Genomic DNA, 24,750 nt, shown 5'->3' with positions numbered 1-24,750 from the left:
CGGAGCTTTTCTAGGTCTTCTGGGGAAAGCGAGAAGTCACGGCTCTTGAGCATGGTCTCATATCATTGATTTGATTCCAAAATTCTACAGGCAATCGTATAAATTTTAAACAACAATCAAACTTGATTGAGACTGCTTACTATTGAATTTAATATCCTTGTCCGAGAAAACTATTACGTCGGTGCCGAAGATGACTAGCAGATCGCAGAGTTCTTTCCCTTCGCCCTTGAAGAGATTTGGGTAACTCCAGAGGCTTAGAAATGTCTTCTCGCAAAGCTGCGCAAGCGCTCGCTCTGAGATTGTTGATCCTTGAGATCTGTAGATGGGCTTCAAGGTGGCTTTTCGAGATGTCTGACGCCTGACTTCAGCGGCTGCCGTAGGCATTCCGCTGGGAGGAAATGTTAGGCGCTTGATTCCGCAAAGTGGTAGCTTGAATGGCAGACCAAAGCTGGGGAAGACGCGCGTCTCAGTTCAATTATTTAACATTTGGATAGTTTGCGTTCGGCAAAAAGTAGGTCTCAATGAGGTCACGGAAGAGTCGATGCGTGCCGTTCGGAGAATTCAACGTCGTCTTCGTGATTTCGATGACTGATAAGTCATTCTTGCTCTTCTTAAGACCATCAGCGCAGAGTTCGAAGACAGTATCTCTATCCTTGTGGTGGCTTACCACGCATAAATTGTTGATGCCACCGTAGTCGGAGGTCTTTGCGTTCAGCTCCAAGACATTGCGCAAAAATACGTCGTGCTCCGGGTTGCTTCGGCCGCGAACAAAATGAACTTCGTACAAATATTTCGCCATTCTGGCTCTCCTTAAAACCTGCATGTCTGGAAGTGGTCGCGATCAATGTGTGAGCGCTTAACTAATGAAAGGGACATCCCCAAGCCCCCTGCCAGCCACCCGAGGTTTTTCCTCATGCGCTGAAGGCGAGCCGGATCGACGATGGGGTTGCTCAATCTCAAACGCGATCCAACTGACGCAATGAGATGTCCGTGACCACTGTAATTCTCGGCTTCGATCTCGCCAAGAACGTATTTGCCCTGCACGGTTTCAATGCTACCGGTCGGGCGTGTCTGGTACGCCCGAGCGTGCGGCGCGATTAGTTGCTGGAGTCGCTAGCGAATGGAGCCCCCAAGCACGTCTTTCATCAGGGTCAGCGGCACCAGAAGCCGCATTAAAGACCGGTTGTGGTTTTGCAGTCCGCACCTTGTTTTCCCTGTCAGCCGTTGGTTTTGCGCGCGTTGGTCGGATATTTTAATTTACTCAGATGGGTTTCATGGGAATCCGCACGAAGAGGTTTTTTGGACTTCGCGGGGATGCCCTTGTAGCTTCAATCAGCAGCCGATTAACCGGCTTGCTGTATTGACATGTTGTGCGTATATAAGTGTGAAATTGCGACGGAGTTCGAGCCAAATGCTGAACGTTTTACCGTGCCGTCATCATTAAACTCGATATATTTCAACAAATCCTCCTTTGTTGTGTATATTACACGCCCAGAGAGTGTAAAGTGCTCCCAGAAGTTTTCCTTCCCAAGATTTAAGTGCTCCAACATTTTGAATTCAATTAATAGACATTTAAATTGTCCCGTGTCAACACTGGAGCATAAACAATTGAAATACAGTAACGCTAACTCATCTGCCGATAATTGAGCCCTTAAAATTCTGGAGTAATTCTCCTTTTCCTCTTTTGATAGGGTGGAGTAATTTATAAATTTTAAGATTTGATAAAGCCCTCGAAAATAGTGCCCTACAATATGGTTTTCGAAATCTTGGAAAGATTTATATCTTTCGTGTGACAAATGTATATTTCCGCTGTCATTACCCATCCAAGATAATATTGATGAAAATACGGCTCTACCAGATGAGTCTTCTTGATGGGCATTAATGATGCTACACAATAATTTGTCATTAAACTTTAATGACTCTAGGGTATCAGCATGTAGCTTAAGAAGGTTAAAGAATGTAGTTTCAAACACTTGCCTTTTTGAAGACTCGCTTTGCTCGTGAAGCGAGGTTGCAGTTCGGCTAAATTCTTTTCTAGTTAACGCTAGTTCTGTTTTTTGAACAATTATGGTGATAATCAAGCCAATAAACATTAAAAAGGTAAGTATAGGATTTAAAACTCCGCCAAAAAAATCGCCGAATTCACCTAGTGCCCATTTGCTTGAAGGAAGAAAGCTGGCTCTCAGTAATAAATTTACACTAAATACTATTAGTGAGACAATGAGTGCAAATCTGAAAATCTTATACAGATTCTTTGTCGTGTTATCATCCGACTCCCCAACTATAGATTCAAAATTTTCATAAATACTATTATCTACATTGTAAACATATTTTACTATCCATGAGTATATCTTATTCATAATATAATCCAATGTTTATCCTATGCGTATGAATTAATATGTACGTCACGCCTTGCTGGCGCAACAACCATGCTGCTGCATATCAGCCTGCATCCGCAATAGCACAAGTCCGCACCAGATCTGAAATTTTTCTCTGTATTGCATAGATTTACTCCCGTAAAGCCGACTCAAAGCCACGGAAGCATAGTTTTTCATTTCGATTTCGCGCGTGAATAAATTCACGCTCAACCTGATTCCACCTCGAACCGGACGAGATTTGATCCCCGCATACTTTTCACCCTGCCAGCGACCTCGCGCGCCGACGCTGAAGCTCCGCTGAACCGTCTCGGTTGTTGCGCCCGGTTACCGAAACAAGTTGTTTCAGGTCAAGCCCCCTGCAGATCCGCCTGCGCAAGATGGTTTTTGACGGGGAGCTGTAACCCCCGTCGCACAGGAGCCCCTCATGCGCACACCGAACACCCACCCCGTTCCCGCCCTGCGGCGGATCTCCACGGCGCTCCTGGCGCTGGGCTTGGCGGGCGCGGCCCTCGCGGCGCCGCTGTGTCGCGCCCCGGCGAACCTGCTCGCCAACCCCGGTTTCGAGAGCGGCCGTGCCTCGCCGGGTGGCAGCCCTCCCGGCTGGACCTTCCAGTCCGCCTACAGCGGCGCGCTGGGCAGCTGGGACACCGATGTCGCCCACAGCGGCCGGCGCAGCGTGCGCATCGACGCCACGCGCCCGGAAGACAGCCTCTGGCTGCAGAGCGCGGCGGTCCCGGTCAACACGCCGCTGTTCCTCGGCGGCTGGATCAAGTCCGACAACCTCCAGCGCCCCGACCAGCCCAGCAGTCCGGGCGCCACCATCTCGGTGCTCGGCCGCTGGGACCAGCCCGCCCCAACCCTGGGCACGACGCCGTGGCACCCGGTCGGCATGAGCTTCATCACCGACACCAGCCCGCTGCTGGTCTCGGCGCGGCTCGGTTTCTGGGGCGGACTGGCCACCGGCACGGCCTGGTACGATGACCTGACGCTGGTGCCGCGGGTGGCGGATGCGCCGCATCCGCGCTGGAAGATCCTGCTGCTGGTCTATCCGCAGACGGACGCCGTCATCCCCGGCCCGAACGGCACCCAGCGCCATGTGCAGGGCACGTCCTCGCCCGCCGAACTGGCCAAGACCGCCGAGCAGGCGAAGCTGTTCGTCGAGCGCGACATCCCGGCCCTGACCAGCGGCAACATGCTGCCCACGCTGACCGTCCGCCACGCCCGCCAGCCGATGAAGACGCTGTCGCCGGTCGGCGAGGGCTGGTGGCCGGCGCAGGGGGATGTGCTGTCGGAGCTGGACCCGGCCTTCGATTCGGTGATCGTGGTGTGGGATCCGCGGGTGAAGGACGTGGCCACGGGCGAGTCGCTGTGGATCGGGGGCGGCGCCGGGTTGACGCAGGCGCGTGGCGTGAGTCAGACCTACACGACGATGAGCGTCGAGTACGCGGGCGTGAACGGCCACCGCAACGTCTACAAGCACGAGTGGGGGCACTCGATCCTGTCCTACTTCGAGGCGCTGCAGCAGAGCCCGCAGCCGACCGTGACCAACCACGCCACCGGGTCGCAGTACGTCAACTGCAAGACCGGGCAGTACTACGTCTGGCAGGACGAGACCGAGGCCCAGCCGATCCCGAACTCGATCTACAGCAACAGCGCCGGCTTCACACACGACTACTACTCCGGCACCGTTGCCCGCACCGAGGCGCCGCAGACCTGTCTGGGCATCGGTGCGCAGGCCTGGGCCTGGGGCGGGCCGGTGACGCACTCGGGCAGCGCGCCCGTGTTCACGGCGACTGAGCGCGTGGAGGCACTGATCGCGCAGGTCGGGGCGCTGCAGACGGCCGGGATGCTCGGTCCGCGGCCCACGCAGACCTTGTGGGCCCAACTGCAGGCGGCGCGGCTGATGCTGCGGATGCCCCGCGCCAGCGACCATGCCCGCGGGCCGCTGCAGGGGTTCTCGCACCACGTGCAGGCGCTGGTGCACAACGGCCAGTTGCTGCCGCAGGCCGGCGCGCTGCTGATCGAGGCGGCGAAGGCGGCGATCGGCTGCGTTTGAGTCTCGCGCAGTGCCAGGGGCAATAGGGAGCCGACGATCGGTGCACCAGGTGCCGTATCGTGTCCCCACCCTGTTGCCCCGAGGCGCACCATGACCGCGTTCCACCTGCTCCTGATCGACGCGCAGAACGACTTCTGCGACCTGCCGCCGCCCGCTCGCCCCGCCTTGCCCGTGCAGGGCGCCGACGCCGACCTGCACCGCGTGGCCGCCCTGGTGCGCGCTGCCGGCAATGCGCTCGACGCCATCACCCTGACGCTCGACAGCCACCACCGCTACGACGTCGCGCATCCCGGCTTCTGGTGGGCCGGGGTGCCGGGCGCCGAGGTGTCACCGTTCACGCCGATCACCGCGGCCCAGGTCCGCGCCGGCCAGTTCCAGCCCCGCGACCCCGCCGCGCTGCCCCGCACGCTCGCCTACCTCGACGCGCTGGAAGCCCAGGGCCGCTACACGCTGATGGTCTGGCCGGTCCACTGCGAAGTCGGCACCTGGGGCCACCAGCTCCACGATGCGGTGCGCGAGGCCTGTGCCGACTGGGAACTCCGCCGCCAGCGCGCCAGCCACGTCGTCTTCAAGGGCCTGAACCCGTGGACCGAGCACTACAGCGCGCTGCAGGCCGAGGTGCCCGACCCGGCCGATCCGGAGACCGGTTTGAACCGCGCGCTGATCGCTCGGCTCGACACACCCGGCCGGTTGCTCATCGCCGGCGAGGCGGGCAGCCACTGCGTGCGCGCCACGGTCGAGCACCTCGTGGCCCACCTGCCCGACCCGTCACCCGCGCGCCTGTCGCGCCTCACGCTGCTGACCGACGCGATCAGCCCGGTCGGCGGTTTCGAGGCGCAGCAGGCCGCGTTCTTCGACGACATGCGCCAGCGCGGCCTGCGGCTGGCGACCTGCGCCGAGGTGCTGGCCGAGATCAGCGCGATGACCGAAACGAAAGCCTGAGATGGACAACGCCAACACCCCGGTCATCACCAGCCTGCTGGAAACCGACCTCTACAAGTTCACGATGTGGCAGACCCTGCTGCACCGCCACCCGGCGACGCAGGCCGAGTACCGCTTCGTCTGCCGCAACCCGAGCGATGCCGTCTTCCCGCTGGCGGAGTTGCTGCCCGAGGTCAACGCCGCGCTCGACCACCTCTGCACGCTGCGCTTCACCGAGGACGAACTGGCCTACCTCGGCGGGCTGCGCTACATCAAGTCCGACTTTGTCGACTTCCTGCGGCTGTTCCAGTTCCAGCGCGCCTTCGTCCACGCCTGGGCCGAGGGCGACACGCTGCACATCGAGGCGCGCGGACCGCAGGTGCATGTGATGGGCTTCGAGATCCCGGTGCTGGCGCTGGTCAACGAACTGTATTTCCGCCGCTTTGATGCCGCTGCCGCGCACGCCGAAGGCCGCCGTCGCCTCGCGCTGAAGATCGACCAGATCCGCGCACTGGCCGAGGAGCCGGCGCGCCACCACCCCTTCGAGCTGTTCGAGTTCGGCGTGCGCCGGCGCTTCTCGGGTGCGTGGCAGCGCGAGGCCACCGCCACGCTGCAGCGCGCACTGCCCGGCGTCATGAAGGGCACGTCCAACGTCCACCTCGCCCGCACCCTCGGCCTGACCCCCATCGGCACGATGGCGCACGAGTACCTGCAGACCTACCAGGCGCTCGGCGTGCGGCTGCGCGACTTCCAGAAAGCGGCGCTGGAGGACTGGGTGCAGGAGTACCGCGGCGACCTCGGCACCGCGCTGACCGACGTGATCGGCATGGACGCCTTCCTGGCCGACTTCGACCTCTACTTCGCCAAGCTCTTCGACGGCCTGCGCCATGACTCGGGCGACCCGTTCGTCTGGGGCGAGAAGGCGCTGGCGCACTACGCGAAGCTGAAGATCGACCCGCACACGCGCCGGCTGGTCTTCTCGGACGGGTTGACGGTGGAGAAGGCGCTGGCCCTCTACCGCCACTTCGCCGACCGCGTGCAGCTCGGTTTCGGCATCGGCACGCAGCTCAGCAACGACGTGGGGCTGAAGCCGCTCAACATCGTCATGAAGCTGGTGCGCGCCAACGGCCAGCCGGTGGCCAAGCTCAGCGACAGCCCGGGCAAGACGATGTGCGAGGACGAGACGTTTCTGGCGTATCTGCGGCAGGTGTTCGGGGTCGTGCCCGCTGCGTCCGTGCCGGCGTCTACGCCTGCTCGGTGAGGTGCACGAAGTCCCAGCCCTGGCGCGGATCGGCCACGGCGTTGCGCTCGGCGCTTTCATGCCGCTTGAGCGCGACATAGAGATCGACCAGCGCATCGCCGAGCACCTCGCGCAGCGCCATGCTGTCCCCCAGCGCGTCCAGCGCCGCGCCGAGCGAGCGGGGCAGGGCGGGCGCTTCAGGCAGCGGCTCGTCGGCGCGTTCCATGCCCAGCAGGCCGAGGCCGAGCGTGGCGGCCACCGTCAGGTAGGGGTTGGCGTCGCCGCCGGGCAGGCGGTTCTCGACCCGCCGGTTCGCCGGGCTGGCTGGTGGCAGCCGGAAGGCCACGCTGCGGTCGTCGCCACCCCAGTCGGCGGTGGTCGGCGAGGCGTCGCCGCAGTTCATGCGGTCGAAGGTGTGGTCGTAGGGGGCGAACAGCGCCAGCGCGCCCGCGGCGTCGCGCTGCAGTCCGGCGATGAAGTGCGCCAGCCGCGGCGAGGCCTGGCCATCGGGCTGGCTGAAGATGTTGCGGCCGCTGGTGGTGTCCTGCAGGCTGAAATGCCAGTGCATCCCGGTGCCGGGCTGATCGAGGAAGGGCTTGGCGAGGAAGGTCGCCAGAAACCCTTGCCGCACCGCCGTCTCGCGCGCCAGCCGCTTGAAGCGCCACACCGCATCCGCCATCGCCAGCGGCTCGCCGGGCGCGAAGTTGACCTCGTACTGGCCGGCGGCTGACTCGTGCGCGTGGCCCGTGACTGGCAGGCGCTGCACCGCGCAGGCGTCGAACAGCGCATCGAAGTAGGGCGCGAACTGCGCGGTCCGCTCCAGCGAGGCGATCTCCAGCGCGTGCTCGCGTGCGCCCGAGCGCCCCGGCACGGCCGCCGGACGCAGCCCGCCCTCGGCGGTGCGCTCGACGAGGAAGAACTCCAGCTCCGGCGCCACCGTGGCGCGCAGCCCCGCGTCCGCCAGCCGCTGCAGCACCCGGCGCAGCGCGGCGCGAGGCGAGAAGCGGCGCGCGTCCGGCAGCAACCCGGTCGGCTCGCAGACCACGCTCACGCGGTCCTCACGGCCGGGCACGGGCACGGCGGTGGACAGGTCCGGCTCCAGGTGCAGATCGCCATAGGCGGCGGGCAGCAGCGGGCCGAACACGGTCTCCGGCTCACCGCCCGTCAGCGTCACGCCGAACACGACCGACGGCAGCTTGCAGCCGCGCATCGCGTCGAAATCGGCGCGCCCGACGATCTTGCCGCGGGCGATCGACGAGAAATCGGCCACCGCGCACTCGACCGTGCGGACCGCGGCGGGCAGCCCGCTCATGGTCGCGCCACGCCCAGGATGTCGGCGCCCAGCGCCTCGGCCACCTCGATGCCGTCCACGCCCGCCGACATGATCCCGCCCGCGTAGCCCGCGCCTTCGCCTGCGGGGAACAGGCCGCGCACGTTCAGGCTCTGGTAGTCCCGCCCCCGCGTGATGCGCAGCGGCGACGAGGTGCGCGTCTCCACGCCGGTCAACACGGCGTCCGCCATCGAGAACCCCTTGATCTGCTTCTCGAATGCCGGCAGCGCTTCGCGGATCGCGTCGAGCGCGTAGACGGGCAGCGAGCCCTGGTCCTTCTGCGCCAGGTCGGTCATCAGCACGCCTGGCTTGTACGACGGCATCACGTTGCCCAGCACGCGGCTGCGCTGGCGCTTGATGAAGTCGCCGACGAGCTGGCCCGGCGCCTGGTAACCGCCTTCGCCGAGTTCGAAGGCGCGCGATTCCCACAGCCGCTGGAACGCCATGCCGTCCAGCGGGTTCACCGGCCCGGTGCCGCCCGGGTCGCGGCGGTAGTCCTCGGGCGAGATGCCGACGACGATGCCCGCGTTGGCGTTGCGCTCGTTGCGCGAATACTGGCTCATGCCATTGGTGACGACACGGTTCGGTTCCGACGTGGCCGCCACCACCGTGCCGCCCGGGCACATGCAGAAGCTGTAGACCGCGCGGCCGTTTCCAGCGTGGTGGACCAGCTTGTAGTCGGCCGCACCCAGGATCGGATTCCCGGCGTTCGGGCCGAAGCGGGCGCGGTCGATGATGCTCTGCGGGTGCTCGATGCGGTAGCCGATCGAGAACGGCTTGGCCTCCATGTAGACGCCGCGTTCGTGCAGCATCGTGAAGGTGTCGCGCGCGCTGTGGCCGAGGGCAAGCACGACGTGGTCGGCGCGGATCTCCTCGCCCGAGGCCAGCGTCACGCCGCGGATGTGGCCGTCCTCGATCCGCACGTCGCTCACCCGCTGCTCGAAGCGCACCTCGCCGCCCAGCGCGATGATCTCGGCGCGGATCTTCTCGACCATGCCGACGAGCCGGAAGGTGCCGATGTGCGGCTTGCTGACGTAGAGGATTTCCTCGGGTGCACCGGACTTGACGAACTCGGTCAGCACCTTGCGCGTGAGGTGGCGCGGGTCGCTGATCTGGCTCCAGAGTTTGCCGTCGGAGAAGGTGCCCGCGCCGCCCTCGCCGAACTGCACGTTCGATTCCGGGTTCAGCGCGCGCTGGCGCCACAGGCCCCAGGTGTCCTTGGTGCGCTGGCGGACTTCCTTGCCGCGCTCCAGCACGATCGGCTTGAGCCCCATCTGCGCCAGGATCAGCGCCGCGAAGATCCCGCACGGCCCGAAGCCGATCACCAGCGGCCGCAGCCGCTCGCCGCTGGTGGCGAAGTCGGCGGGCGCGTGGCCGACGAAGCGGTAGCCGGTGTCCGGCGAGAGGCGCACATGCGGATCGCCCTCGAACTGCGCCAGCAGGGCGGCTTCGACGCCGTCCCGCAAGGTGCAGTCGATGGTGTAGATCAGCACGATGGCCGTCTTCTTGCGGGCGTCGTAGGCGCGCTTGAAGACGGTGAAGGCGACGAGGTCGGCGTCGTCGTCGAGACCCAGGCGGGCGAGGATGGCCGGACGCAGGGCGTCCTCGGCGTGGGTCAGGGGCAGGCGGAGTTCGGTGATGCGCAGCATGGCGGGATTGTCGCCGGGCTGCGCGTCCTCTTCATCCACGTCAAGTCATGTCCGGTAGCCAGGATCCGTCCGCTCCAGCTTGCGGATCAGCGCCGGCCACACGAAGGCCCCGCCCAGACTGCCGGTCTGCACCTTCATCGCGTGCGCTGTGCCTTCGACGATCGCCGGATGCACCTGGATCAGATCGCCCCCGGCCTGCGCTGAGATCTGGATCTGGCAGGCGCTCTCGAAGATGTACATCGCGAGGAAGGCGTCGGCGATCGAGCGGCCGACCGTCAGCAGCCCGTGGTTGCGCAGGCACAGGAATTTGGCGGTGCCCAGGTCGGCCTGCAGGCGTGGCTGCTCGTCCGGGCGGAAGGCCACACCTTCATAGTCGTGGTAGGCCAGCGAGGCCAGCACGAAGGTGCTCTGCTGCGAGATCGGCAGCACGCCGCATTGCTGCGCCGCCACGGCCACGCCTGCCCGCGTGTGGGTGTGCAGCACGCACTGGGCGTCCTCGCGCGCGGCGTGGATGGCGCTGTGGATCGTGAAGCCGGCCGGGTTGACCGGGAACGGACTGTCCTGCAGCTTGTTGCCCGCCTGGTCGATGCGGATCAGCGACGAGGCCGTGATCTCCTCGAACATCAGGCCGTAGGGGTTGATCAGGAAGTGGTGGTCCGGGCCGGGCAGGCGGGCGCTGATGTGGGTGAAGACGAGGTCGCTCCAGCCGTAGAGCGCCACCAGCCGGTAGGCCGCTGCGAGGTCACAGCGCAGTTGCCATTCTTCAGGGCTGACCTGGTCCTGCAGGGAGGGGATGTGCAGCATGGTGTTCACTCCGTCTGCGCGAGCGCAGCCTTGTAAAGGGATCGCTTCGGTTGCGCGAACACGCGCCGCAGCAGGGGCTCGAAGGCGCTGATCGGCAGGGTTTCGGCATCCGCGTCGAAGGCGGGGTTGTCGTAGAGGGCGACGAACTCGGCGGTGTGGGCGGCGTGTGGGTGGTCGCGGAAGCGGTCGCGCAGGTTCCGGTCCAGGCCGATGTGGTGGAAGAAGTGGTAGCCCTGGAAGATGGCGTGGTGCTGCACCATCCAGTGGTTGGCCTCGCTGACGAAGGGCTGCAGGATGGCGGCGCCGACGTCCGCGTGGTTGTAGCTGCCGAGGGTGTCGCCGATGTCGTGCAGCAGCGCGCAGACGGTGTACTCCTCGTCGCGGCCATCGCGCAGCGCGCGGGTGGCAGTCTGCAGGCAGTGGGTCCAGCGGTCGACGGGAAAGCCGCCGTAGTCACCCTCCAGGAGTCGCAGGTGGGCGATCAGCCGGTCGGGCAGGGTGCGGGCGAATCGCTGGTATTCGCCTCCGATGCACTGCCAGTCGGTGGCGGTGCTGTCTTCCATGCGGGTGAAGGTGGCGCGGGCGCTGCACATGGGGTCTCCTTCGCGCGGGGCGCGTGCAAGACCCGCACTATCCGACCGGTCACGCCTCCAGCGGCGACACCCGCGCGACACTGCGGGAATGTCCGGAGGCCGCCCACTGCGCGATCGGAGCGGGCTTGCCGAACAGGTAGCCCTGGAAGGTCTCGCAGCCGCGGTTCAGCAGGAAGTCGCGCTGCGCCAGCGTCTCGACCCCTTCGGCCACGACCCGCAGGCCGAGCGAGTGGCTCATCGCGAGGATGGCCTGCACGATGGCGGCGTCGTTGCTGTCGTCGACGAGGTCGCGGACAAAGGAACGGTCGATCTTGACCTCGTCCAGCGGCAGCCGCTTCAGGCAGGACAGCGAGGAGTAGCCGGTGCCGAAATCGTCGAGCGAGAACTTCACGCCGACCACGCTCAGCTGCTCCATCCGGTCGATCACCTCCTCGACGCGGTCGATGACGATGCTCTCGGTCAGCTCCAGCATCAGCCGCTCCGGGTTGGCGCCGCTGGCGGCCAGGCTGCGCCGCACGCGTTCGACGAAGTCGGACTGGTGGAACTGGCGCGCGCTGACGTTGACCGAGATCTGCAGGTCCCGCAACGCCGGATCCGTCGCCCACTGCGCGAGCTGCGCGCAGGCCGTGTCGAGCACCCACTGGCCGATCTCGACGATCAGGCCGGTTTCCTCGGCCAGCGGGATGAAGCGGTCCGGCGGCACCATGCCGCGCACCGGATCGCTCCAGCGGATCAGCGCCTCGGCGCCGGTGCGCCAGCCCGTGGCGTCGACCTGGGGCTGGTAGTAGAGCTGGAACTGCCCGAGGACGAGGGCCTGGCGCAGGGCGTTTTCCATGGCGATGCGGGCGTCGATCGCGGCCTGCATCGCCGGGTTGAAGAAGCGGATGGCGTTGCGGCCGGCGTCCTTGGCCTGGTAGAGCGCCACGTCGGCCTGCTTCATCAGCACGTCGAGCGGCGTGCCCCGGCCGCACAGCAGCGTCATGCCGATGCTGGGGCTGCTGCGGTGGTCGTCGATGGCCTCGTTCAGGGCATAGGGCTGGTTGAGGAGGGCGTGGATCTTCTCGGCGACCTGCTCCGCCTGGTGGGCGGCGGTCGGCTCGTCGGGGTCGAGGCCGTCGAGCATCAGCGCGAACTCGTCGCCACCCAGGCGGGCCACGGTGTCGACCTCCCGCACGGCCAGGGCGAGCCGCTGGGCCACCTCGACCAGCAGGCGGTCGCCGACGTCATGGCCCTGGGTGTCGTTGAGCTTCTTGAAGTGGTCCAGGTCCAGCAGCATCAGGGCGCTGTGCGTCTGGTTGCGCTCGGTGGTGGCCAGGGCGTGGCCCAGTCGGTCGAGGAACATGCGGCGGTTGGGCAGGCCCGTCAGCGCGTCGTAGTAGGCGAGTTGAAGGATCTCGTTTTCCGAGGCCTTGCGCTCGGTGATGTCGCGCATCGAGACCCGCTGGCCCAGGTAGCGACCGTCGGAACCGTGCACCGGACGGTTGACGTGGCTGACCCAGCGCTGGCTGCCGTTGCGGTGGACGATGCGCAGGTCCAGCGGCTGTCCGGCGGGCACGGGTGTGGCTTCGCGTGCGGCGGCTTCCTGGCCTTGCTGGCGCCACAGATCCCGGTCGTCAGGATGGATGCGTGTGGCGATCAGGCCCAGTTGCCGCTCGAATTCTTCGGCGCGGTAGCCGGTGAACTGCAGCACCGACGGCGTCATGTAGTGGACTTGGCCGTCAGGCCGGATCCAGTACTCCCAGTCGGTCGCTCCGTCCACCATGGTATGGAACTTGGCCTCGCTCTCGCGCAGCTCGTGTTCGCTCTGCGCGCGGCGGCGCGAGGTGCGGCTGAGGGCACCGATGCCTGCGATGACGAAGGCGATGCTGAGCAGGCTCATGCCGGCGATCAGGACGACCGAACGCTTCCAGCCGGCCAGAAAGATGGTGCTCGGCACGACCAGCGAGACCACCAGCGGGTAGCGGGTCGCCTTGCGCACGGCGGTCAGGCGCAGGTTGCCGATGCCGTCCGAGAAGCGCGGAGTGTCGGCCAGGACCACGGCATCCTGTTCTCCCCGCTCGGCGATGACGCGGTGGATGGTGCCCGAGTGGTTGACGCGGCCGATCAGATCGTCCTGGTGCGGCGCCCGCGCCAGCATGGTCAGGTCACCGCGGTAGAGCGAGATGGAGGCGCCGTCGCCCAGCGTCTCGATCAGCCGTCCGTAGACGCCGGTGAAGGCATCGACCGACAGGCCCACCAGCACGAGGCCCAGAAAGCGGCCCTGCGCGTCGTCCAGCCGGCGGCTGACGTAGAAGGTCCACTTGCCGTTGCCCTTGTTGCGCACGGCCGTGCTGATGTAGTCGCCGAGCTTGGGCTGGTCGCGGTGGGCCTTGAAATAATCGCGCTCGGCCAGATTCATCCGCGGCACCGGGTAGGCGCGGCTGAAGTTGATGTTGTCACCATTGGCCGCGATCAGCGAGGCCACGTCCAGCTGCGCCATGCCCTGGATCTTCTCGCGCAGCAGCTGGTGCATCTCGACCGTGGACAGCTTCTGCCGGAACTCCGCCTCGTCCTGCACGCCCATCTGCCGCACCCGGTCGGTGATCGCATCCAGCACCACGAAGGCCGAGAACACGGTCTGGGACGTGTGCTCGGTGAGCATGTAGGACATGCTGTCCAGGTGGTGGCGCCAGTCCTCGATTTCCTTGTTGCGCAGCGTCACCGCCGTCACCAGCGCCCCGACGGTGATGGCGACGACCAGAAAGGCACCATAGAGGCGGACGATCGCGCTGGTGTCGGAGGTGGCCTTCGGGCGGTTGCTGTGCATGCTCGTTCGACGGTGGTTGGTCCCATGCCCCCTGGCTGGTTCGCGTGCGGCGCCTATCTTGCGCAGACGGGCAGGCTACCGGGATCGAGGGGCGTCGAATCTGCAGTGAACTGGTAGAAATGCATGCAATCGTGCGCCGACAATGGCGGGTTTCCGCTGCAATCGCCCCCGAGCCCACCGATGCCCTCTCTTTCATTGCAAGCCGCCATCGTCGATCTCGACGGCACCATGGTCGACACCCTCGGTGACTTTGTCGCCGTGCTGCGCCTGACGCTCACCGAACTCGGCTTGCCGGTTGTCGACCGCGCCTTCGTCGAACACACCGTCGGCAAGGGCAGCGAGCACCTGATCCGCACGACGCTGGCCCATGTCGGCGGCGACGCCGCGCTGTACGACACCGCGTGGGCCGCCTACCAGCGCCATTACCTCGCGCTCAACGGCCAGCATGCGGCGGTCTACCCCGGCGTGGTCGAGGGCCTGCAGCAGCTGCGCGACGCGGGGCTGCGGCTGGCCTGCCTGACCAACAAGCCGGTGGCGTTTGCCCGACCGCTGCTGGCGAGCAAGGGGCTGGACGGGTTCTTCGAGGTGGTGTTCGGCGGCGACAGCTTCGCGCGCAAGAAGCCGGACCCGCTGCCGCTGCTGGAAACCTGCAAGGCGCTGGGCACCACGCCGGCCCAGACGCTGATGGTCGGCGACTCCAGCAACGACGCGCAGGCGGCGCGGGCCGCGGGCTGTCCGGTCGTGCTGGTCACCTACGGCTACAACCACGGCGAGCCGATCCGGGCGGTGCCGGCGCTGGCGCATGTGGACCGCCTGGATCAACTGCTCCAGCTTCCCCAGCTGTTCGGCGTGGTCAGCGGCTAGCCCACCACTGCGGCAGGGCGAGCGCCAGCGCCGGCACCCACGACAGCAGCAGCGTCCCCAGCAGGATCGCCAGCACGGCGGGCACCACGGCGCGCGCCACCTCGTGCATCGGTCGCTTGAACATGGCCGACGCGAAGTAGAGGTTCATGCCGGCCGGCGGGCACAGGAAGCCCATTTCCATCGCGGCCAGGAAGATCACGCCGAAATGCACCGGGTCGATGCCATACGACTGCGCCACCGGCAGCAGCAGCGGCACCAGCACCACCAGCGCCGCGAAGATCTCCATCAGCGCCCCGGCCAGCAGCAGGAACACGCTGAGGGCGAGCAGGAACAGGTAGCGGTTGGGGATGACCTGCTGCACCCACTCGGTGGCGGCGTCGGGGATGCCCGCGTCGATCAGGTAGTTGGTCAGCCCGAGCGCCATGCCCAGGATCAGCATCACCCCGCCGATGACCTGCACGCTCAGGGCCAGCGCCTCGCCCAGGCCGCGCACCGTGAGTTCGCGGTGGGCGAGGGACTGGGTCAGCAGCGCGTAGGCGGCGGTCAGGGCCGCGCTCTCGGTCGGCGTGGCCAGGCCGCTGACCAGCGAACCGATGGCCACCACCGGCGCGAGCAGCTCCCACCGCGCCTGCCACAGCGCCGCACCCAGCGCGGGGCGCGGGCCGGCGTCGGGCGGCGGTGTGTCGGTCGTGCCGGGTTTTCCTGAACCTGCGCGCAGGAAACCGCCGAATACCAGCAGGCACACCACCATCACCACCGCCGGCACCACGCCCGCGAGGAACATGGTGTTGATGGGCACGCGGGCGATGATGGCGTACAGGATCAGCGGCACCGACGGCGCCAGCAGCACGCCCAGCGCGCTGGCGCTGGTGACCAGCCCGATGCCTTTGCGCTCCGGGTAGCCGGTCTGGCGCAGCAGCGGCAGCAGCAGGCCGCCCAGCGCCAGGATGGTGACGCCGCTGCCGCCCGTGACGGCTGTGAAGCCCGAGCACAGCACCGCCGCGGCGACCACGGTGCCCCGCACCCCCGGCCCGAACAGCGCGACGAACACCTGCCCCAGCCGCCCGGCCGCGCCCGTGCGCGCCAGGATCAGCCCGGCCAGCGTGAACAGCGGCAGCGCCGGCAGCGAGGGGTTGACGGTGATCTGGTAGTGCGACAGCGGCACCGAGGCCAGCGGCTGTCCCTCGTGGGCGAACAGCGCCAGCGCCAGTCCGCCCAGCACCGTGAAGATCGGCGCCCCACCCAGCAGCGCCAGCACCAGCCACGCGATCACCAGCGGCAGGGGCAGCGGCAGGTCGCCGTCCAGCCCGACGGCCATGGCCGCACCCGCCAGTGGCAGCACCACCGCTGCGGCGAGGGCCAGCGCCCGGTGTCCACCCGCCGCGCCGGCCCGCCGACCGAGGCGCACGCCCAGCCAGGCGAAGCCGACCGGCAGCACCGCCTGGAACGCCCAGACCGGGATGCCGTAGGCGAGCCCATGGCCGGCGGAGCGCTCGCTCCACACCAGCTGCGCACTGGCATGGGCCAGCACGCCGCACAGCAGCGCCGCGCTGGCGGCGGCGAGTCCGCCGCGCCAGCCGGTGGTGGGGGCGTTGCCGGCCAGGGTGGTGAGGTGGCCGGTGCGCTCGGCCGCCACGGCGCCGAACATGGCCAGCACCAGCCCCAGGTGCTGCACCAGCACGGGCGCATTGGCGATGCCATTGCCCAGCAGCGGCCGCGCCGCCATCTCGACCAGCGGGATCAGCAGCATCAGCACCAGCGCGCCGCTGGCGACCACGCTGTCGATCGGCCAGCGCGTGCGCGGAGTGACCGTGTCTGCTGGCACGGCGAGGGTCGGTGCCGTGCTCACGGGCGGGTCGGGTTGGCGCGGTAGGCCTTGAGGTGGGCCATCACCTCGTCGAAGGTGTCGGCCGGCACCATGGTGCCGCGGATGCGCGGGTAGAGCTTGTCCGCCAGCGCCTGCCACTCCTTCATCTGCTCGGCGTTGGGACGGTGGATGGTCAAGCCGCGCTTGGCCATCGCGGCGGCGGCATCCACCACTTCCTGGCGCGCCTGCGTGCGCAGCGCGGCGCCGGCCTTCTCGCCCGCAGCGCGCATCGCGGCCTGCTGGGCGGGCGCCATGTCGTCCCAGGCCTTGGTCGTGAACACCAGCGCGCCGACGATGGGCGCCCAGTTGATCTCCAGCATGTGGCTGGCGGTGGCGTAGACCTGGCTGGCCAGCGCGAAGTAGGGCGTCGAGGGCACGACGTCGATCATGCCGGTCTGGATCGCGGGCAGGATGTCGCTGGTCTCCAGCGGCACCGGCGTGTAGCCCAGGCTCTTCATGATGGCCTGCTGCTCCGGCTCGGCGCCCCAGGCGAAGAACTTCATGCGCTTGTAGTCGTCCGGGCGGACTGCCGCCTCCCGCGAGAAGAAGCGCACCCAGCCCGCATCGCCCCAGGCCAGCACGACGAAGCCTTTGTCGAGGAAGCGCTTTTCCATCGCCGGGCGCATCTTTTCGCGCACGTAGTCGACCTCGGCCCAGTCGCGGAACAGCAGCGGCAGGTTCTGCAGCGCGGCGATCGAGGGTTCGATCTCGCGCAGCCCGACCACGCTCAGCAGCGCGCCCTGCAACTGCCCGATGCGCATGCGGCGCGCCATCTCGGCCTCGCCCCCTTGGCTGCCGTCGGCGTAGACCAGAGCCTTGGCGCCGTCGCCCTGGCCGGTGCGCCACAGCTCGGCCAGCTCGACCAGTTGGCGGTGGTAGAGCGAATTCTTGGGGGCCACTGTGCCCAGCCGCAGCGAACGGGGAGCCGCATGCAGCGCCGGCGTGGAGAACAGGCCCGCCAGCGCCAGGGGCGTCAGCAGGCAGTGGCGGCGCAGTCTCGAATCCAGGGTCATCGTGGGCAGTCGGTGGGGTCAGTGCGGGTCAGAACAGGTCGTCGATCTGGGCGAGCAGCCACTGCGCCCGCTGGCGCGCGACGTCGTTGGCCAGCGAGGGGTGGCGGGTGCTGACCGCCAGCGCCTCCTCCAGCAGGACCGCGAAGGCTGCCTTGTCACCCGCCGGCTGCGCCCAGCCTTCCGCCTTGGCGAGCAGCGCGCCGGCCTGGCGACCCTGGCCGAGCTGGATAGCCTGGTCGAAATACGCCAGGGCGCGTGCGGGCGAGCCCCCGGGGCGGGCCGCCTCCAGCGTGCCCATCAGGCTGGCCAGCGCACCGTTGCCGTGGTCCTGCGCCGTGGCATAGGCGCGCTCGGCCAGCCGGATGCTCAGCGGCAGGTCGGCGACGGTCTCCGGGTCATCCTTGGACAGCGAGATCTGCCCCGCCCAGGCCGCCGCGCCCCAGTACGCCAGCCCCACCTGGTCCGGTCGCAGGGACGGCCAGCGTGCGGGGTCGGGCTGGGACAGCGCCGCCATGAAACCGGGCTGGTCGGCCTCCAGCGCGGCGAGCGCCTGGTGCCGGGCGCGGGCGTACAGCCGTACCGCCCGCTCGCGCAGGGTCTGGGCCGCGCGGGCGTCGCGGGCCTCCAGCCGGTCGGCCTCGAAGGACACGAAGGCGTAGGCGTATTGGGTGTAGCCGCTGGCGACGGATTCGGCCAGCGCCGGCGATCCCAGCGTCGAACATCCCCCCAGCAGCCAGCCGAGCAGCACGGCCATGCACAGGCCGACCAAGCGGCTTCGGATCGCGAACATGGCGTCAATCTAGGGCGGGCCTGTGACGTCGGCGTGACGTTGCATGGCCGGCGCCGGGCTTGACGCGGTGCGTGGGGTCGCTGCTACACTGCGCCGCATCATGTTCATCTCGCGCACACACAGCATCGGCCACGCCGCCGGGTCGCAAGACCGGGGAGCTTGGCCCTGGCGTCGCTGAAGCCGACGCCTGACCCGATCTGCTGATGTCTGTCGCCGCGCGTGTCCTCCCGCACCGCGCCGAGTCCCCCGATCAAGATCAACCAGGCCCGCGGCACGCACGCGAGTCCCTGAAGTCGTCACGACAACACGCGAGCATGCCGGTGGGCCGTCTGGAGCGCACACCGTGATCACCGAACTCGAATTCAAGAGCCTGGCCGAACAGGGCTACAACCGCATCCCGCTCGTCAGCGAGGCGTTTGCCGACCTGGAGACGCCGCTGTCGCTCTACCTGAAGCTCGCTGGGGGCAAGCCCTACAGCTTCCTGCTGGAGTCCGTCGTCGGCGGCGAGCGCTTCGGGCGCTATTCCTTCATCGGCTTGCCGGCGCGCACCTTCCTGCGCTGCTCGCTCGGCGTCACCGAGGTCGTCACCGACGGCAAAGTGGTCGAGCGCCACGAGGGCAACCCGCTCGATTTCATCGAGGCCTACCAGCAGCGCTTCAAGGTCGCGCTGCGGCCGGGCTTGCCGCGCTTCTGCGGCGGGCTGGCCGGCTACTTCGGCTACGACACGGTGCGCTACATCGAGAAGAAGCTCGCCGACACCCGCCTGCCCGGCGGCATTGGAACACCCGAGATCCAGCTCCTGCAGACCGAGGAACTGGCGGTGATCGACAACCTGTCTGGCCGCCTCTACCTGATCGTCTACGCCGACCCGCGTCAGCCCGAGGCCTACTTCACCGCCCAGAAGCGCCTGACCCAGCTCGGCGACCAGCTCCGCTACAGCGTCACCGCGCCGCAGGTCAAGCGCGGCCAGTCGCACCCCGTCGAGCGCGAATACGCCAAGGCCGACTTCGAGGCCGCCGTGCTCAAGGCCAAGGAGTTCATCGCGGCCGGCGACTGCATGCAGATCGTCATCGGCCAGCGCCTGAAGAAGCGCTACACCGAGAACCCGCTGTCGCTCTACCGCGCGCTGCGGTCGCTCAACCCGTCGCCGTACATGTACTACTACGACATGGGCGGCTTCCAGATTGTCGGCTCGTCGCCCGAGATCCTGGTCCGCCAGGAAGCGCGCACGGTGGATGGCAAGGCCGAGAAGATCGTCACCATCCGCCCGATCGCCGGCACCAAGCCACGCGGCGCCACGCCCGACCAGGACGCGCAGCACGAGGTCGACCTGCTCGCCGACCCGAAGGAGCGCGCCGAGCACCTGATGCTGATCGACCTGGCGCGCAACGACATTGGCCGCATCGCCAAGACCGGCACCGTCAAGGTCACCGAAGCGTTTGGCATCGAGCGTTACTCGCACGTCATGCACATCGTCAGCAACGTCGAGGGCGTGCTGAAGGACGGCATGAGCAGCCTGGACGTGCTGCGCGCAAGCTTCCCCGCCGGCACGCTGTCGGGTGCGCCCAAGATCCACGCGATGGAGATCATCGACCAGCTCGAAATCAGCGAGCGCGGCATCTACGGCGGCGCCTGCGGCTACCTGAGCTTCGCGGGGGACATGGACGTGGCGATCGCGATCCGCACGGGGGTGGTCAAGGACCAGACGCTCTATGTGCAGGCGGGGGCCGGCATCGTCGCCGACTCGGTGCCCGAGATGGAGTGGAAGGAGACCGAGGTGAAGATGCGCGCGGTGATCCGCGCGGCCGAACTGGTTGAAGAAGGCTTCTGAAGGAGAACGACATGCTATTGATGATCGACAACTACGACTCCTTCACGTTCAACCTCGTCCAGTACTTCGCCGAACTGGGCGAGGACGTGCGGGTCCACCGCAATGACGAAATCACCATCGCCGAGATCGAGGCGATGAAGCCGGATCGCCTGGTCCTGTCGCCGGGGCCGTGCTCGCCCGCGGAGGCTGGCATCTGCATCGAGGCGATCCGCCACTTCGCCGGCAAGCTGCCCATCCTCGGCGTGTGCCTGGGCCACCAGAGCATCGGCGCAGCCCTCGGCGGCAACATCGTGCGGGCGCAGGTGCAGATGCACGGCAAGCTCGACACCATCACGACCGACCAGCAGGGCGTCTTCGCCGGGCTGCCGAAGCAGTTCGACATCGTGCGCTACCACTCGCTGGCCATCGAGCGCGCCACGCTGCCCGAGGCGCTGGTCGTCACCGCCACCAGCGCGGACGGCGAGATCATGGGCGTGCGCCACCGCACGCTGGCGATCGAGGGCGTCCAGTTCCACCCCGAATCCATCCTCAGCGAGCACGGCCACGCCATGCTGAAGAACTTCCTGGAGTCCACATGCTGATCACCGACCACGAAGCCCTGAACCGCGTCATCGAGCACCGCGAGATCTTCCATGACGAGATGCTGACGCTGATGCGCCGCATCATGGGCGGCGAGATGTCGCCCGTGATGATGTCGGCGCTGCTGGTCGGCCTGCGCGTCAAGAAGGAAACCATCGGCGAGATCACCGCCGCTGCGCAGGTGATGCGCGAGTTCGCGGTCAAGGTCAACGTCACCGACCGCACGCACCTCGTGGACATCGTCGGCACCGGCGGCGACGGCTCGCACACCTTCAACATCTCGACCTGCTCGATGTTCGTCGCCGCCGCCGCGGGCGCGCGGGTCAGCAAGCACGGCAACCGTGGCGTCTCCAGCAAGTCCGGCAGCGCCGACGTGCTCGAAGCGCTGGGCGTGCCGATGACGCTGTCGCCGCAGGCGGTCGCGCAGTGCATCGCCGACACCGGCATCGGTTTCATGTTCGCGCCGAACCACCACCCGGCGATGAAGAACGTCGGCCCGGTCCGGCGTGAACTCGGCGTGCGGACCATCTTCAACATCCTCGGCCCGCTGACGAACCCGGCCGAAGCGCCGAACATCCTGATGGGCGTGTTCCACCCGGATCTGGTGGGCATCCAGGTGCGCGCGCTGCAGCGCCTGGGCGCCGAGCACGCGCTGGTCGTTTATGGCCGGGATGGCATGGACGAGGTCTCGCTGGGCGCGGGCACGCTGGTGGGCGAACTGCGCGATGGCGAGATCCGCGAGTACGAGGTCCATCCCGAGGACTTCGGCCTGACGATGGCCAGCAACCGCTCGCTGAAGGTGGAGACGCCCGCGGAGTCGCGCGCGCTGCTGCAGGCGGTGCTGGACAACGCGCCCGGCCCGGCCCGCGACATCGTGATGCTGAATGCCGGTGTGGCGCTCTACGCCGCCAACGTGGCCCCGACCATGGCCGAGGGCATCGCGCTGGCCCGCGAGGTGCTGGCCAATGGCCAGGCCGCCGCGCGCCTCCAGCAATTCGTCACCCGCACCCAGGAACTCGCCGCAGCATGAGCCGACCCCTTCCCCCCGGTGTCCCCGACATCCTCGCCCGCATCGTCGTCACCAAGCACGAGGAGGTGGCCGCGGCCCGCGCGCGGCGCTCGCTGTCTTCGCTGCGCGAGGAGGCGGAGAGCCGCACCGACGTGCGCGATTTCGAGGCCGCACTGCGCACGAAGATCGCCGCGGCGCAGCCCGCCGTGATTGCCGAGATCAAGAAGGCCAGCCCGAGCAAGGGTGTGATCCGGCCTGACTTCCGCCCCGCCGAGATCGCGCAGACCTACGAGCGCCACGGCGCGGCCTGCCTGAGCGTGCTGACGGACGTGCAGTACTTCCAGGGCGCAGTCGACTACCTGCTGGAGGCGCGGGCGGCGTGTGCGCTGCCAGTGCTGCGCAAGGACTTCATGGTCGACGAGTACCAGGTCCACGAGGCGCGGGCGATGGGTGCGGACTGCATCCTGCTGATCGCGGCGTGTCTCGATGACGCGCAGATGGCCGATCTGGAGGCGGTGGCGCTGGCGCACCGGATGAGCGTGCTGGTCGAGGTCCACGACGGCGAGGAACTGCAGCGGGCGTTGCGGCTGAAGACGCCGCTGGTCGGCATCAACAACCGCGACCTGCGCAGCTTCGACGTGACGCTGGACACCACGCTGGGCCTGCTGGACGCGGTGCCGGCGGACCGGCTGCTCGTGACCGAGTCGGGCATCCTCGGGCCACAGGACGTGGCGCGGATGCGGGCCGCGGAGGTGCACGCCTTCCTGGTCGGCGAGGCGTTCATGCGCGCCGCGGATCCGGGTGTGGCGCTGGCGGCGCTGTTCCGCTGATGGTCGACAACCGCTTGACGCGCCCGCTGGCCGAGGCACTGGCCGACGTGGCGCCGGGCTGGGACGATCTGGTCGCGGCGTTTGTGGCCAGTCCGCGGGGTGCGGCGCTGTGCCGGACCATCGATGCACGGGTGGCGGGGGGGGCCGAGGTCTACCCGGATCGGCCGCTGAGGGCGCTGGAAACGCTGACACCGCAGCAGGTGCGGGTGGTGGTGCTGGGCCAGGATCCGTACCACGGGCCGGGCGAGGCCGAAGGGCTGGCGTTCTCGGTGGCCGACGGGGTGAAGATCCCGCCGAGCCTGCGCAACATCCGGCAGGAGCTGGCGGCGGACCTGGGGCTGGCGGTGCCGGTGTCGGGGAGCCTGCGGGCGTGGGCGGGGCAGGGCGTGCTGCTGCTCAACACCAGCCTCACCGTCGAGCGCGACCAGCCGGCCAGCCACGCCAAACTGGGCTGGGAGGCGCTGACCGATGCGCTGATCGACCGGGTCGCCGCGCAGCCGCATCCGAAGGTGTTCCTGCTGTGGGGCGCCCATGCGCAGGCCAAGGGGCCGCGCATCGAACAGGCCGGGGGGGCGAACCGGATCCTCGTGTCGAACCACCCGTCGCCGCTGGCGGCACGACGCCCGCCGGTGCCGTTTGTCGGCAGCCGGCCGTTCAGCGCGGCGAATGCCTGGCTGGCCGCCCAAGGCAGTGCACCGATCGACTGGCGGCTGGACGGGTCGGATTGAGGCCGGAACCGACCCGTTCAACAGGCACCAAAGAAAAAACCGCAGAAAGTGCTTGCGGCAAAAAAATAGCTTTGTTAAAGTCTATGGCTCGCCCAGGAGGGGTGGCCGAGTGGTTAAAGGCAGCAGACTGTAAATCTGCCCGCGAAAGCGTACGCTGGTTCGAATCCAGCCTCCTCCACCAGCGAACAGCATGGAAGCGACAGAGTGGTTTGCTGCAAAGCAATAAAGTCTGTGGGCTTGATCGGGCGGGAGTAGTTTAATGGTAGAACCTTAGCCTTCCAAGCTAATGACACGGGTTCGATTCCCGTTTCCCGCTCCAGTGTCTGCTGTGTAGTGTTGTCAGGTTGGAAGCCTGAATCTGTTGTGGTGTTGACTGTGTCGATACCGGTCTGTGTGTTTGATTTGATGCATGCAGACCCGTGTCGATGCCCATGTGGCTCAGTGGTAGAGCACTCCCTTGGTAAGGGAGAGGTCACGCGTTCGATCCGCGTCATGGGCACCACTTTTATGCATCGTCTGTCCAATCCGTTGTAGTGAACGCCCTCGGGAGCGCGAGATCATGTCAAAGGAAAAGTTTGTCCGTAGCAAGCCGCACGTCAACGTCGGCACCATCGGTCACGTGGACCACGGCAAGACGACGCTGACCGCAGCGATCACGACCGTGCTGTCGAAGAAGTTTGGCGGCACCGCCAAGGCGTATGACCAGATCGACGCGGCACCGGAAGAAAAGGCCCGCGGCATCACCATCAACACCGCACACGTCGAGTACGAGACGGCGAACCGCCACTACGCACACGTCGACTGCCCGGGTCACGCCGACTACGTCAAGAACATGATCACCGGCGCCGCCCAGATGGACGGCGCGATCCTGGTGTGCTCGGCCGCTGACGGCCCGATGCCCCAGACCCGCGAGCACATCCTGCTGTCGCGTCAGGTGGGCGTGCCTTACATCATCGTCTTCCTGAACAAGGCCGACATGGTGGACGACGAAGAGCTGCTGGAACTGGTCGAAATGGAAGTGCGCGAGCTGCTCTCCAAGTACGACTTCCCCGGCGACGACACCCCGATCATCAAGGGCTCGGCCAAGCTGGCCCTCGAAGGCGACACCGGCCCGCTGGGCGAGCAAGCCATCATGGCCCTGGCCGATGCGCTGGACACCTACATCCCCGAGCCGAAGCGCCTGGTGGACGGTGCCTTCCTGATGCCCGTGGAAGACGTGTTCTCGATCTCGGGTCGCGGCACCGTGGTGACCGGCCGTATCGAGCGCGGTATCGTCAAGGTCGGCGAGGCGATCGAAGTCGTGGGCCTGAAGGACACGCAACTGACCACCTGCACCGGCGTGGAAATGTTCCGCAAGCTGCTGGACCAGGGTCAAGCGGGCGACAACGTCGGCATCCTGCTGCGCGGCACCAAGCGCGAAGACGTGCAGCGCGGCCAAGTGCTGTGCAAGCCGGGCAGCATC

At 66.7% G+C, this 24,750-nt stretch carries 20 protein-coding genes, 3 tRNA genes and 1 pseudogene; 14 read left to right on the top strand and 10 right to left on the bottom strand.

The window, feature by feature from the left end; translation table 11 throughout:
* Window positions 1–475 precede the first annotated feature (475 nt).
* On the bottom strand, window positions 476–799 hold the full coding sequence (locus AABN02_RS20420) for a hypothetical protein (protein WP_338416751.1): 324 nt from the start codon (window positions 797–799) through the stop codon (window positions 476–478).
* 191 nt (window positions 800–990) lie between these two features.
* Here AABN02_RS20420 and AABN02_RS20415 point away from each other — a divergent pair.
* Window positions 991–1,098, top strand: a pseudogene (locus AABN02_RS20415) (IS110 family transposase); the annotation flags it as partial.
* Window positions 1,099–1,343: 245 nt separating this feature from the next.
* Here AABN02_RS20415 and AABN02_RS20410 read toward each other — a convergent pair.
* The gene (locus tag AABN02_RS20410) at window positions 1,344–2,360 is read right to left on the bottom strand and encodes a putative phage abortive infection protein (protein WP_338416750.1); all 1,017 of its coding nucleotides are present in this window, start codon (window positions 2,358–2,360) and stop codon (window positions 1,344–1,346) included.
* A 442-nt stretch (window positions 2,361–2,802) separates the two neighbouring features.
* On the opposite strand from AABN02_RS20410, the gene AABN02_RS20405 reads away from it, so the two are divergent.
* The 3 genes from AABN02_RS20405 to pncB all read left to right on the top strand — a co-directional run bounded on the left by AABN02_RS20405 (window position 2,803) and on the right by pncB (window position 6,616).
* Window positions 2,803–4,434 carry a hypothetical protein gene (locus AABN02_RS20405; RefSeq protein ID WP_338416749.1) on the top strand — a complete coding sequence of 544 codons (1,632 nt, stop codon included), beginning with the start codon at window positions 2,803–2,805 and terminating at the stop codon, window positions 4,432–4,434.
* Window positions 4,435–4,524: 90 nt separating this feature from the next.
* A complete protein-coding gene (locus AABN02_RS20400; RefSeq protein WP_338416748.1) occupies window positions 4,525–5,376 on the top strand; it encodes a cysteine hydrolase in 852 nt (283 codons plus the stop codon).
* A 1-nt stretch (window position 5,377) separates the two neighbouring features.
* Entirely contained in the window at window positions 5,378–6,616 is a 1,239-nt protein-coding gene (gene pncB / locus AABN02_RS20395; protein ID WP_338416747.1) for a nicotinate phosphoribosyltransferase, read from the top strand.
* Here pncB and AABN02_RS20390 read toward each other — a convergent pair.
* The 5 genes from AABN02_RS20390 to AABN02_RS20370 are packed head-to-tail and all read right to left on the bottom strand — an operon-like array spanning window position 6,600 to window position 13,777.
* The gene (locus AABN02_RS20390) at window positions 6,600–7,907 is read right to left on the bottom strand and encodes a glutamine synthetase family protein (protein ID WP_338416746.1); all 1,308 of its coding nucleotides are present in this window, start codon (window positions 7,905–7,907) and stop codon (window positions 6,600–6,602) included. The genes pncB and AABN02_RS20390 overlap by 17 nt on opposite strands.
* Entirely contained in the window at window positions 7,904–9,574 is a 1,671-nt protein-coding gene (locus AABN02_RS20385; RefSeq protein WP_338416745.1) for an FAD-dependent protein, read from the bottom strand. The genes AABN02_RS20390 and AABN02_RS20385 overlap by 4 nt, the downstream gene beginning before the upstream one ends.
* 45 nt (window positions 9,575–9,619) lie before the next feature.
* The gene (locus AABN02_RS20380) at window positions 9,620–10,378 is read right to left on the bottom strand and encodes a class II aldolase/adducin family protein (protein WP_338416744.1); all 759 of its coding nucleotides are present in this window, start codon (window positions 10,376–10,378) and stop codon (window positions 9,620–9,622) included.
* 5 nt (window positions 10,379–10,383) lie between these two features.
* On the bottom strand, window positions 10,384–10,971 hold the full coding sequence (locus AABN02_RS20375; RefSeq protein ID WP_338416743.1) for an HD domain-containing protein: 588 nt from the start codon (window positions 10,969–10,971) through the stop codon (window positions 10,384–10,386).
* A 49-nt stretch (window positions 10,972–11,020) separates the two neighbouring features.
* A complete protein-coding gene (locus AABN02_RS20370) occupies window positions 11,021–13,777 on the bottom strand; it encodes an EAL domain-containing protein (RefSeq protein WP_338416742.1) in 2,757 nt (918 codons plus the stop codon).
* Window positions 13,778–13,957: 180 nt separating this feature from the next.
* Here AABN02_RS20370 and gph point away from each other — a divergent pair, with 180 nt between their 5' ends.
* On the top strand, window positions 13,958–14,641 hold the full coding sequence (gene gph, locus AABN02_RS20365) for a phosphoglycolate phosphatase (RefSeq protein ID WP_338416741.1): 684 nt from the start codon (window positions 13,958–13,960) through the stop codon (window positions 14,639–14,641).
* Here the strand turns inward: gph and AABN02_RS20360 are convergent.
* The 3 genes from AABN02_RS20360 to AABN02_RS20350 are packed head-to-tail and all read right to left on the bottom strand — an operon-like array spanning window position 14,631 to window position 18,311.
* A complete protein-coding gene (locus AABN02_RS20360; protein ID WP_338416740.1) occupies window positions 14,631–16,490 on the bottom strand; it encodes a TRAP transporter large permease subunit in 1,860 nt (619 codons plus the stop codon). The genes gph and AABN02_RS20360 overlap by 11 nt on opposite strands.
* Window positions 16,487–17,521, bottom strand: a complete 1,035-nt coding sequence (gene dctP, locus AABN02_RS20355; RefSeq protein WP_338416739.1) for a TRAP transporter substrate-binding protein DctP — start codon at window positions 17,519–17,521, stop codon at window positions 16,487–16,489. The genes AABN02_RS20360 and dctP overlap by 4 nt, the downstream gene beginning before the upstream one ends.
* A 28-nt stretch (window positions 17,522–17,549) precedes the next feature.
* Window positions 17,550–18,311, bottom strand: a complete 762-nt coding sequence (locus AABN02_RS20350; RefSeq protein ID WP_338416738.1) for a TRAP transporter TatT component family protein — start codon at window positions 18,309–18,311, stop codon at window positions 17,550–17,552.
* Between the two features lie 343 nt (window positions 18,312–18,654).
* Here AABN02_RS20350 and trpE point away from each other — a divergent pair, with 343 nt between their 5' ends.
* From trpE to tuf, 9 genes are all read left to right on the top strand, one after another.
* Window positions 18,655–20,142, top strand: a complete 1,488-nt coding sequence (gene trpE, locus AABN02_RS20345; protein ID WP_338416737.1) for an anthranilate synthase component I — start codon at window positions 18,655–18,657, stop codon at window positions 20,140–20,142.
* A gap of 11 nt (window positions 20,143–20,153) precedes the next feature.
* Window positions 20,154–20,723, top strand: coding sequence for an aminodeoxychorismate/anthranilate synthase component II (locus AABN02_RS20340; RefSeq protein WP_338416736.1), 570 nt, complete (start codon window positions 20,154–20,156; stop codon window positions 20,721–20,723).
* Entirely contained in the window at window positions 20,717–21,751 is a 1,035-nt protein-coding gene (gene trpD, locus AABN02_RS20335) for an anthranilate phosphoribosyltransferase (RefSeq protein WP_338416735.1), read from the top strand. Before AABN02_RS20340 ends, trpD begins: the two co-directional genes overlap by 7 nt.
* Entirely contained in the window at window positions 21,748–22,560 is an 813-nt protein-coding gene (trpC, locus tag AABN02_RS20330) for an indole-3-glycerol phosphate synthase TrpC (RefSeq protein ID WP_338416734.1), read from the top strand. Before trpD ends, trpC begins: the two co-directional genes overlap by 4 nt.
* Window positions 22,560–23,288 carry a uracil-DNA glycosylase gene (locus AABN02_RS20325; protein WP_338416733.1) on the top strand — a complete coding sequence of 243 codons (729 nt, stop codon included), beginning with the start codon at window positions 22,560–22,562 and terminating at the stop codon, window positions 23,286–23,288. The genes trpC and AABN02_RS20325 overlap by 1 nt, the downstream gene beginning before the upstream one ends.
* A 95-nt stretch (window positions 23,289–23,383) precedes the next feature.
* Window positions 23,384–23,469 (top strand) — tRNA-Tyr (locus AABN02_RS20320).
* A gap of 64 nt (window positions 23,470–23,533) precedes the next feature.
* Window positions 23,534–23,607, top strand: a tRNA-Gly gene (locus AABN02_RS20315).
* 108 nt (window positions 23,608–23,715) lie between these two features.
* A tRNA-Thr gene (locus AABN02_RS20310) sits at window positions 23,716–23,790 on the top strand.
* A 57-nt stretch (window positions 23,791–23,847) separates the two neighbouring features.
* Window positions 23,848–24,750 (top strand): elongation factor Tu (tuf, locus tag AABN02_RS20305; protein ID WP_338416732.1); only part of this gene is annotated, 903 nt, incomplete at its 3' end.

Source organism: uncultured Sphaerotilus sp., from assembly GCF_963924895.1.
Taxonomy (GTDB): domain Bacteria; phylum Pseudomonadota; class Gammaproteobacteria; order Burkholderiales; family Burkholderiaceae_C; genus Sphaerotilus.
Note: the sequence above shows the minus strand (reverse complement) of the source record. Positions and strands in the feature narration are given on the sequence as shown.

Bases quoted from the DNA above. Each gene is read 5' to 3' on its own strand.
- AABN02_RS20420 (WP_338416751.1), bottom strand. From the start codon at position 799: ATGGCGAAATATTTGTACGAAGTTCATTTTGTTCGCGGCCGAAGCAAC.
- AABN02_RS20410 (WP_338416750.1), bottom strand. From the start codon at position 2,360: ATGAATAAGATATACTCATGGATAGTAAAATATGTTTACAATGTAGAT.
- AABN02_RS20405 (WP_338416749.1), top strand. From the start codon at position 2,803: ATGCGCACACCGAACACCCACCCCGTTCCCGCCCTGCGGCGGATCTCC.
- AABN02_RS20400 (WP_338416748.1), top strand. From the start codon at position 4,525: ATGACCGCGTTCCACCTGCTCCTGATCGACGCGCAGAACGACTTCTGC.
- pncB (WP_338416747.1), top strand. From the start codon at position 5,378: ATGGACAACGCCAACACCCCGGTCATCACCAGCCTGCTGGAAACCGAC.
- AABN02_RS20390 (WP_338416746.1), bottom strand. From the start codon at position 7,907: ATGAGCGGGCTGCCCGCCGCGGTCCGCACGGTCGAGTGCGCGGTGGCC.
- AABN02_RS20385 (WP_338416745.1), bottom strand. From the start codon at position 9,574: ATGCTGCGCATCACCGAACTCCGCCTGCCCCTGACCCACGCCGAGGAC.
- AABN02_RS20380 (WP_338416744.1), bottom strand. From the start codon at position 10,378: ATGCTGCACATCCCCTCCCTGCAGGACCAGGTCAGCCCTGAAGAATGG.
- AABN02_RS20375 (WP_338416743.1), bottom strand. From the start codon at position 10,971: ATGTGCAGCGCCCGCGCCACCTTCACCCGCATGGAAGACAGCACCGCC.
- AABN02_RS20370 (WP_338416742.1), bottom strand. From the start codon at position 13,777: ATGCACAGCAACCGCCCGAAGGCCACCTCCGACACCAGCGCGATCGTC.
- gph (WP_338416741.1), top strand. From the start codon at position 13,958: ATGCCCTCTCTTTCATTGCAAGCCGCCATCGTCGATCTCGACGGCACC.
- dctP (WP_338416739.1), bottom strand. From the start codon at position 17,521: ATGACCCTGGATTCGAGACTGCGCCGCCACTGCCTGCTGACGCCCCTG.
- AABN02_RS20350 (WP_338416738.1), bottom strand. From the start codon at position 18,311: ATGTTCGCGATCCGAAGCCGCTTGGTCGGCCTGTGCATGGCCGTGCTG.
- AABN02_RS20340 (WP_338416736.1), top strand. From the start codon at position 20,154: ATGCTATTGATGATCGACAACTACGACTCCTTCACGTTCAACCTCGTC.
- trpD (WP_338416735.1), top strand. From the start codon at position 20,717: ATGCTGATCACCGACCACGAAGCCCTGAACCGCGTCATCGAGCACCGC.
- trpC (WP_338416734.1), top strand. From the start codon at position 21,748: ATGAGCCGACCCCTTCCCCCCGGTGTCCCCGACATCCTCGCCCGCATC.
- AABN02_RS20325 (WP_338416733.1), top strand. From the start codon at position 22,560: ATGGTCGACAACCGCTTGACGCGCCCGCTGGCCGAGGCACTGGCCGAC.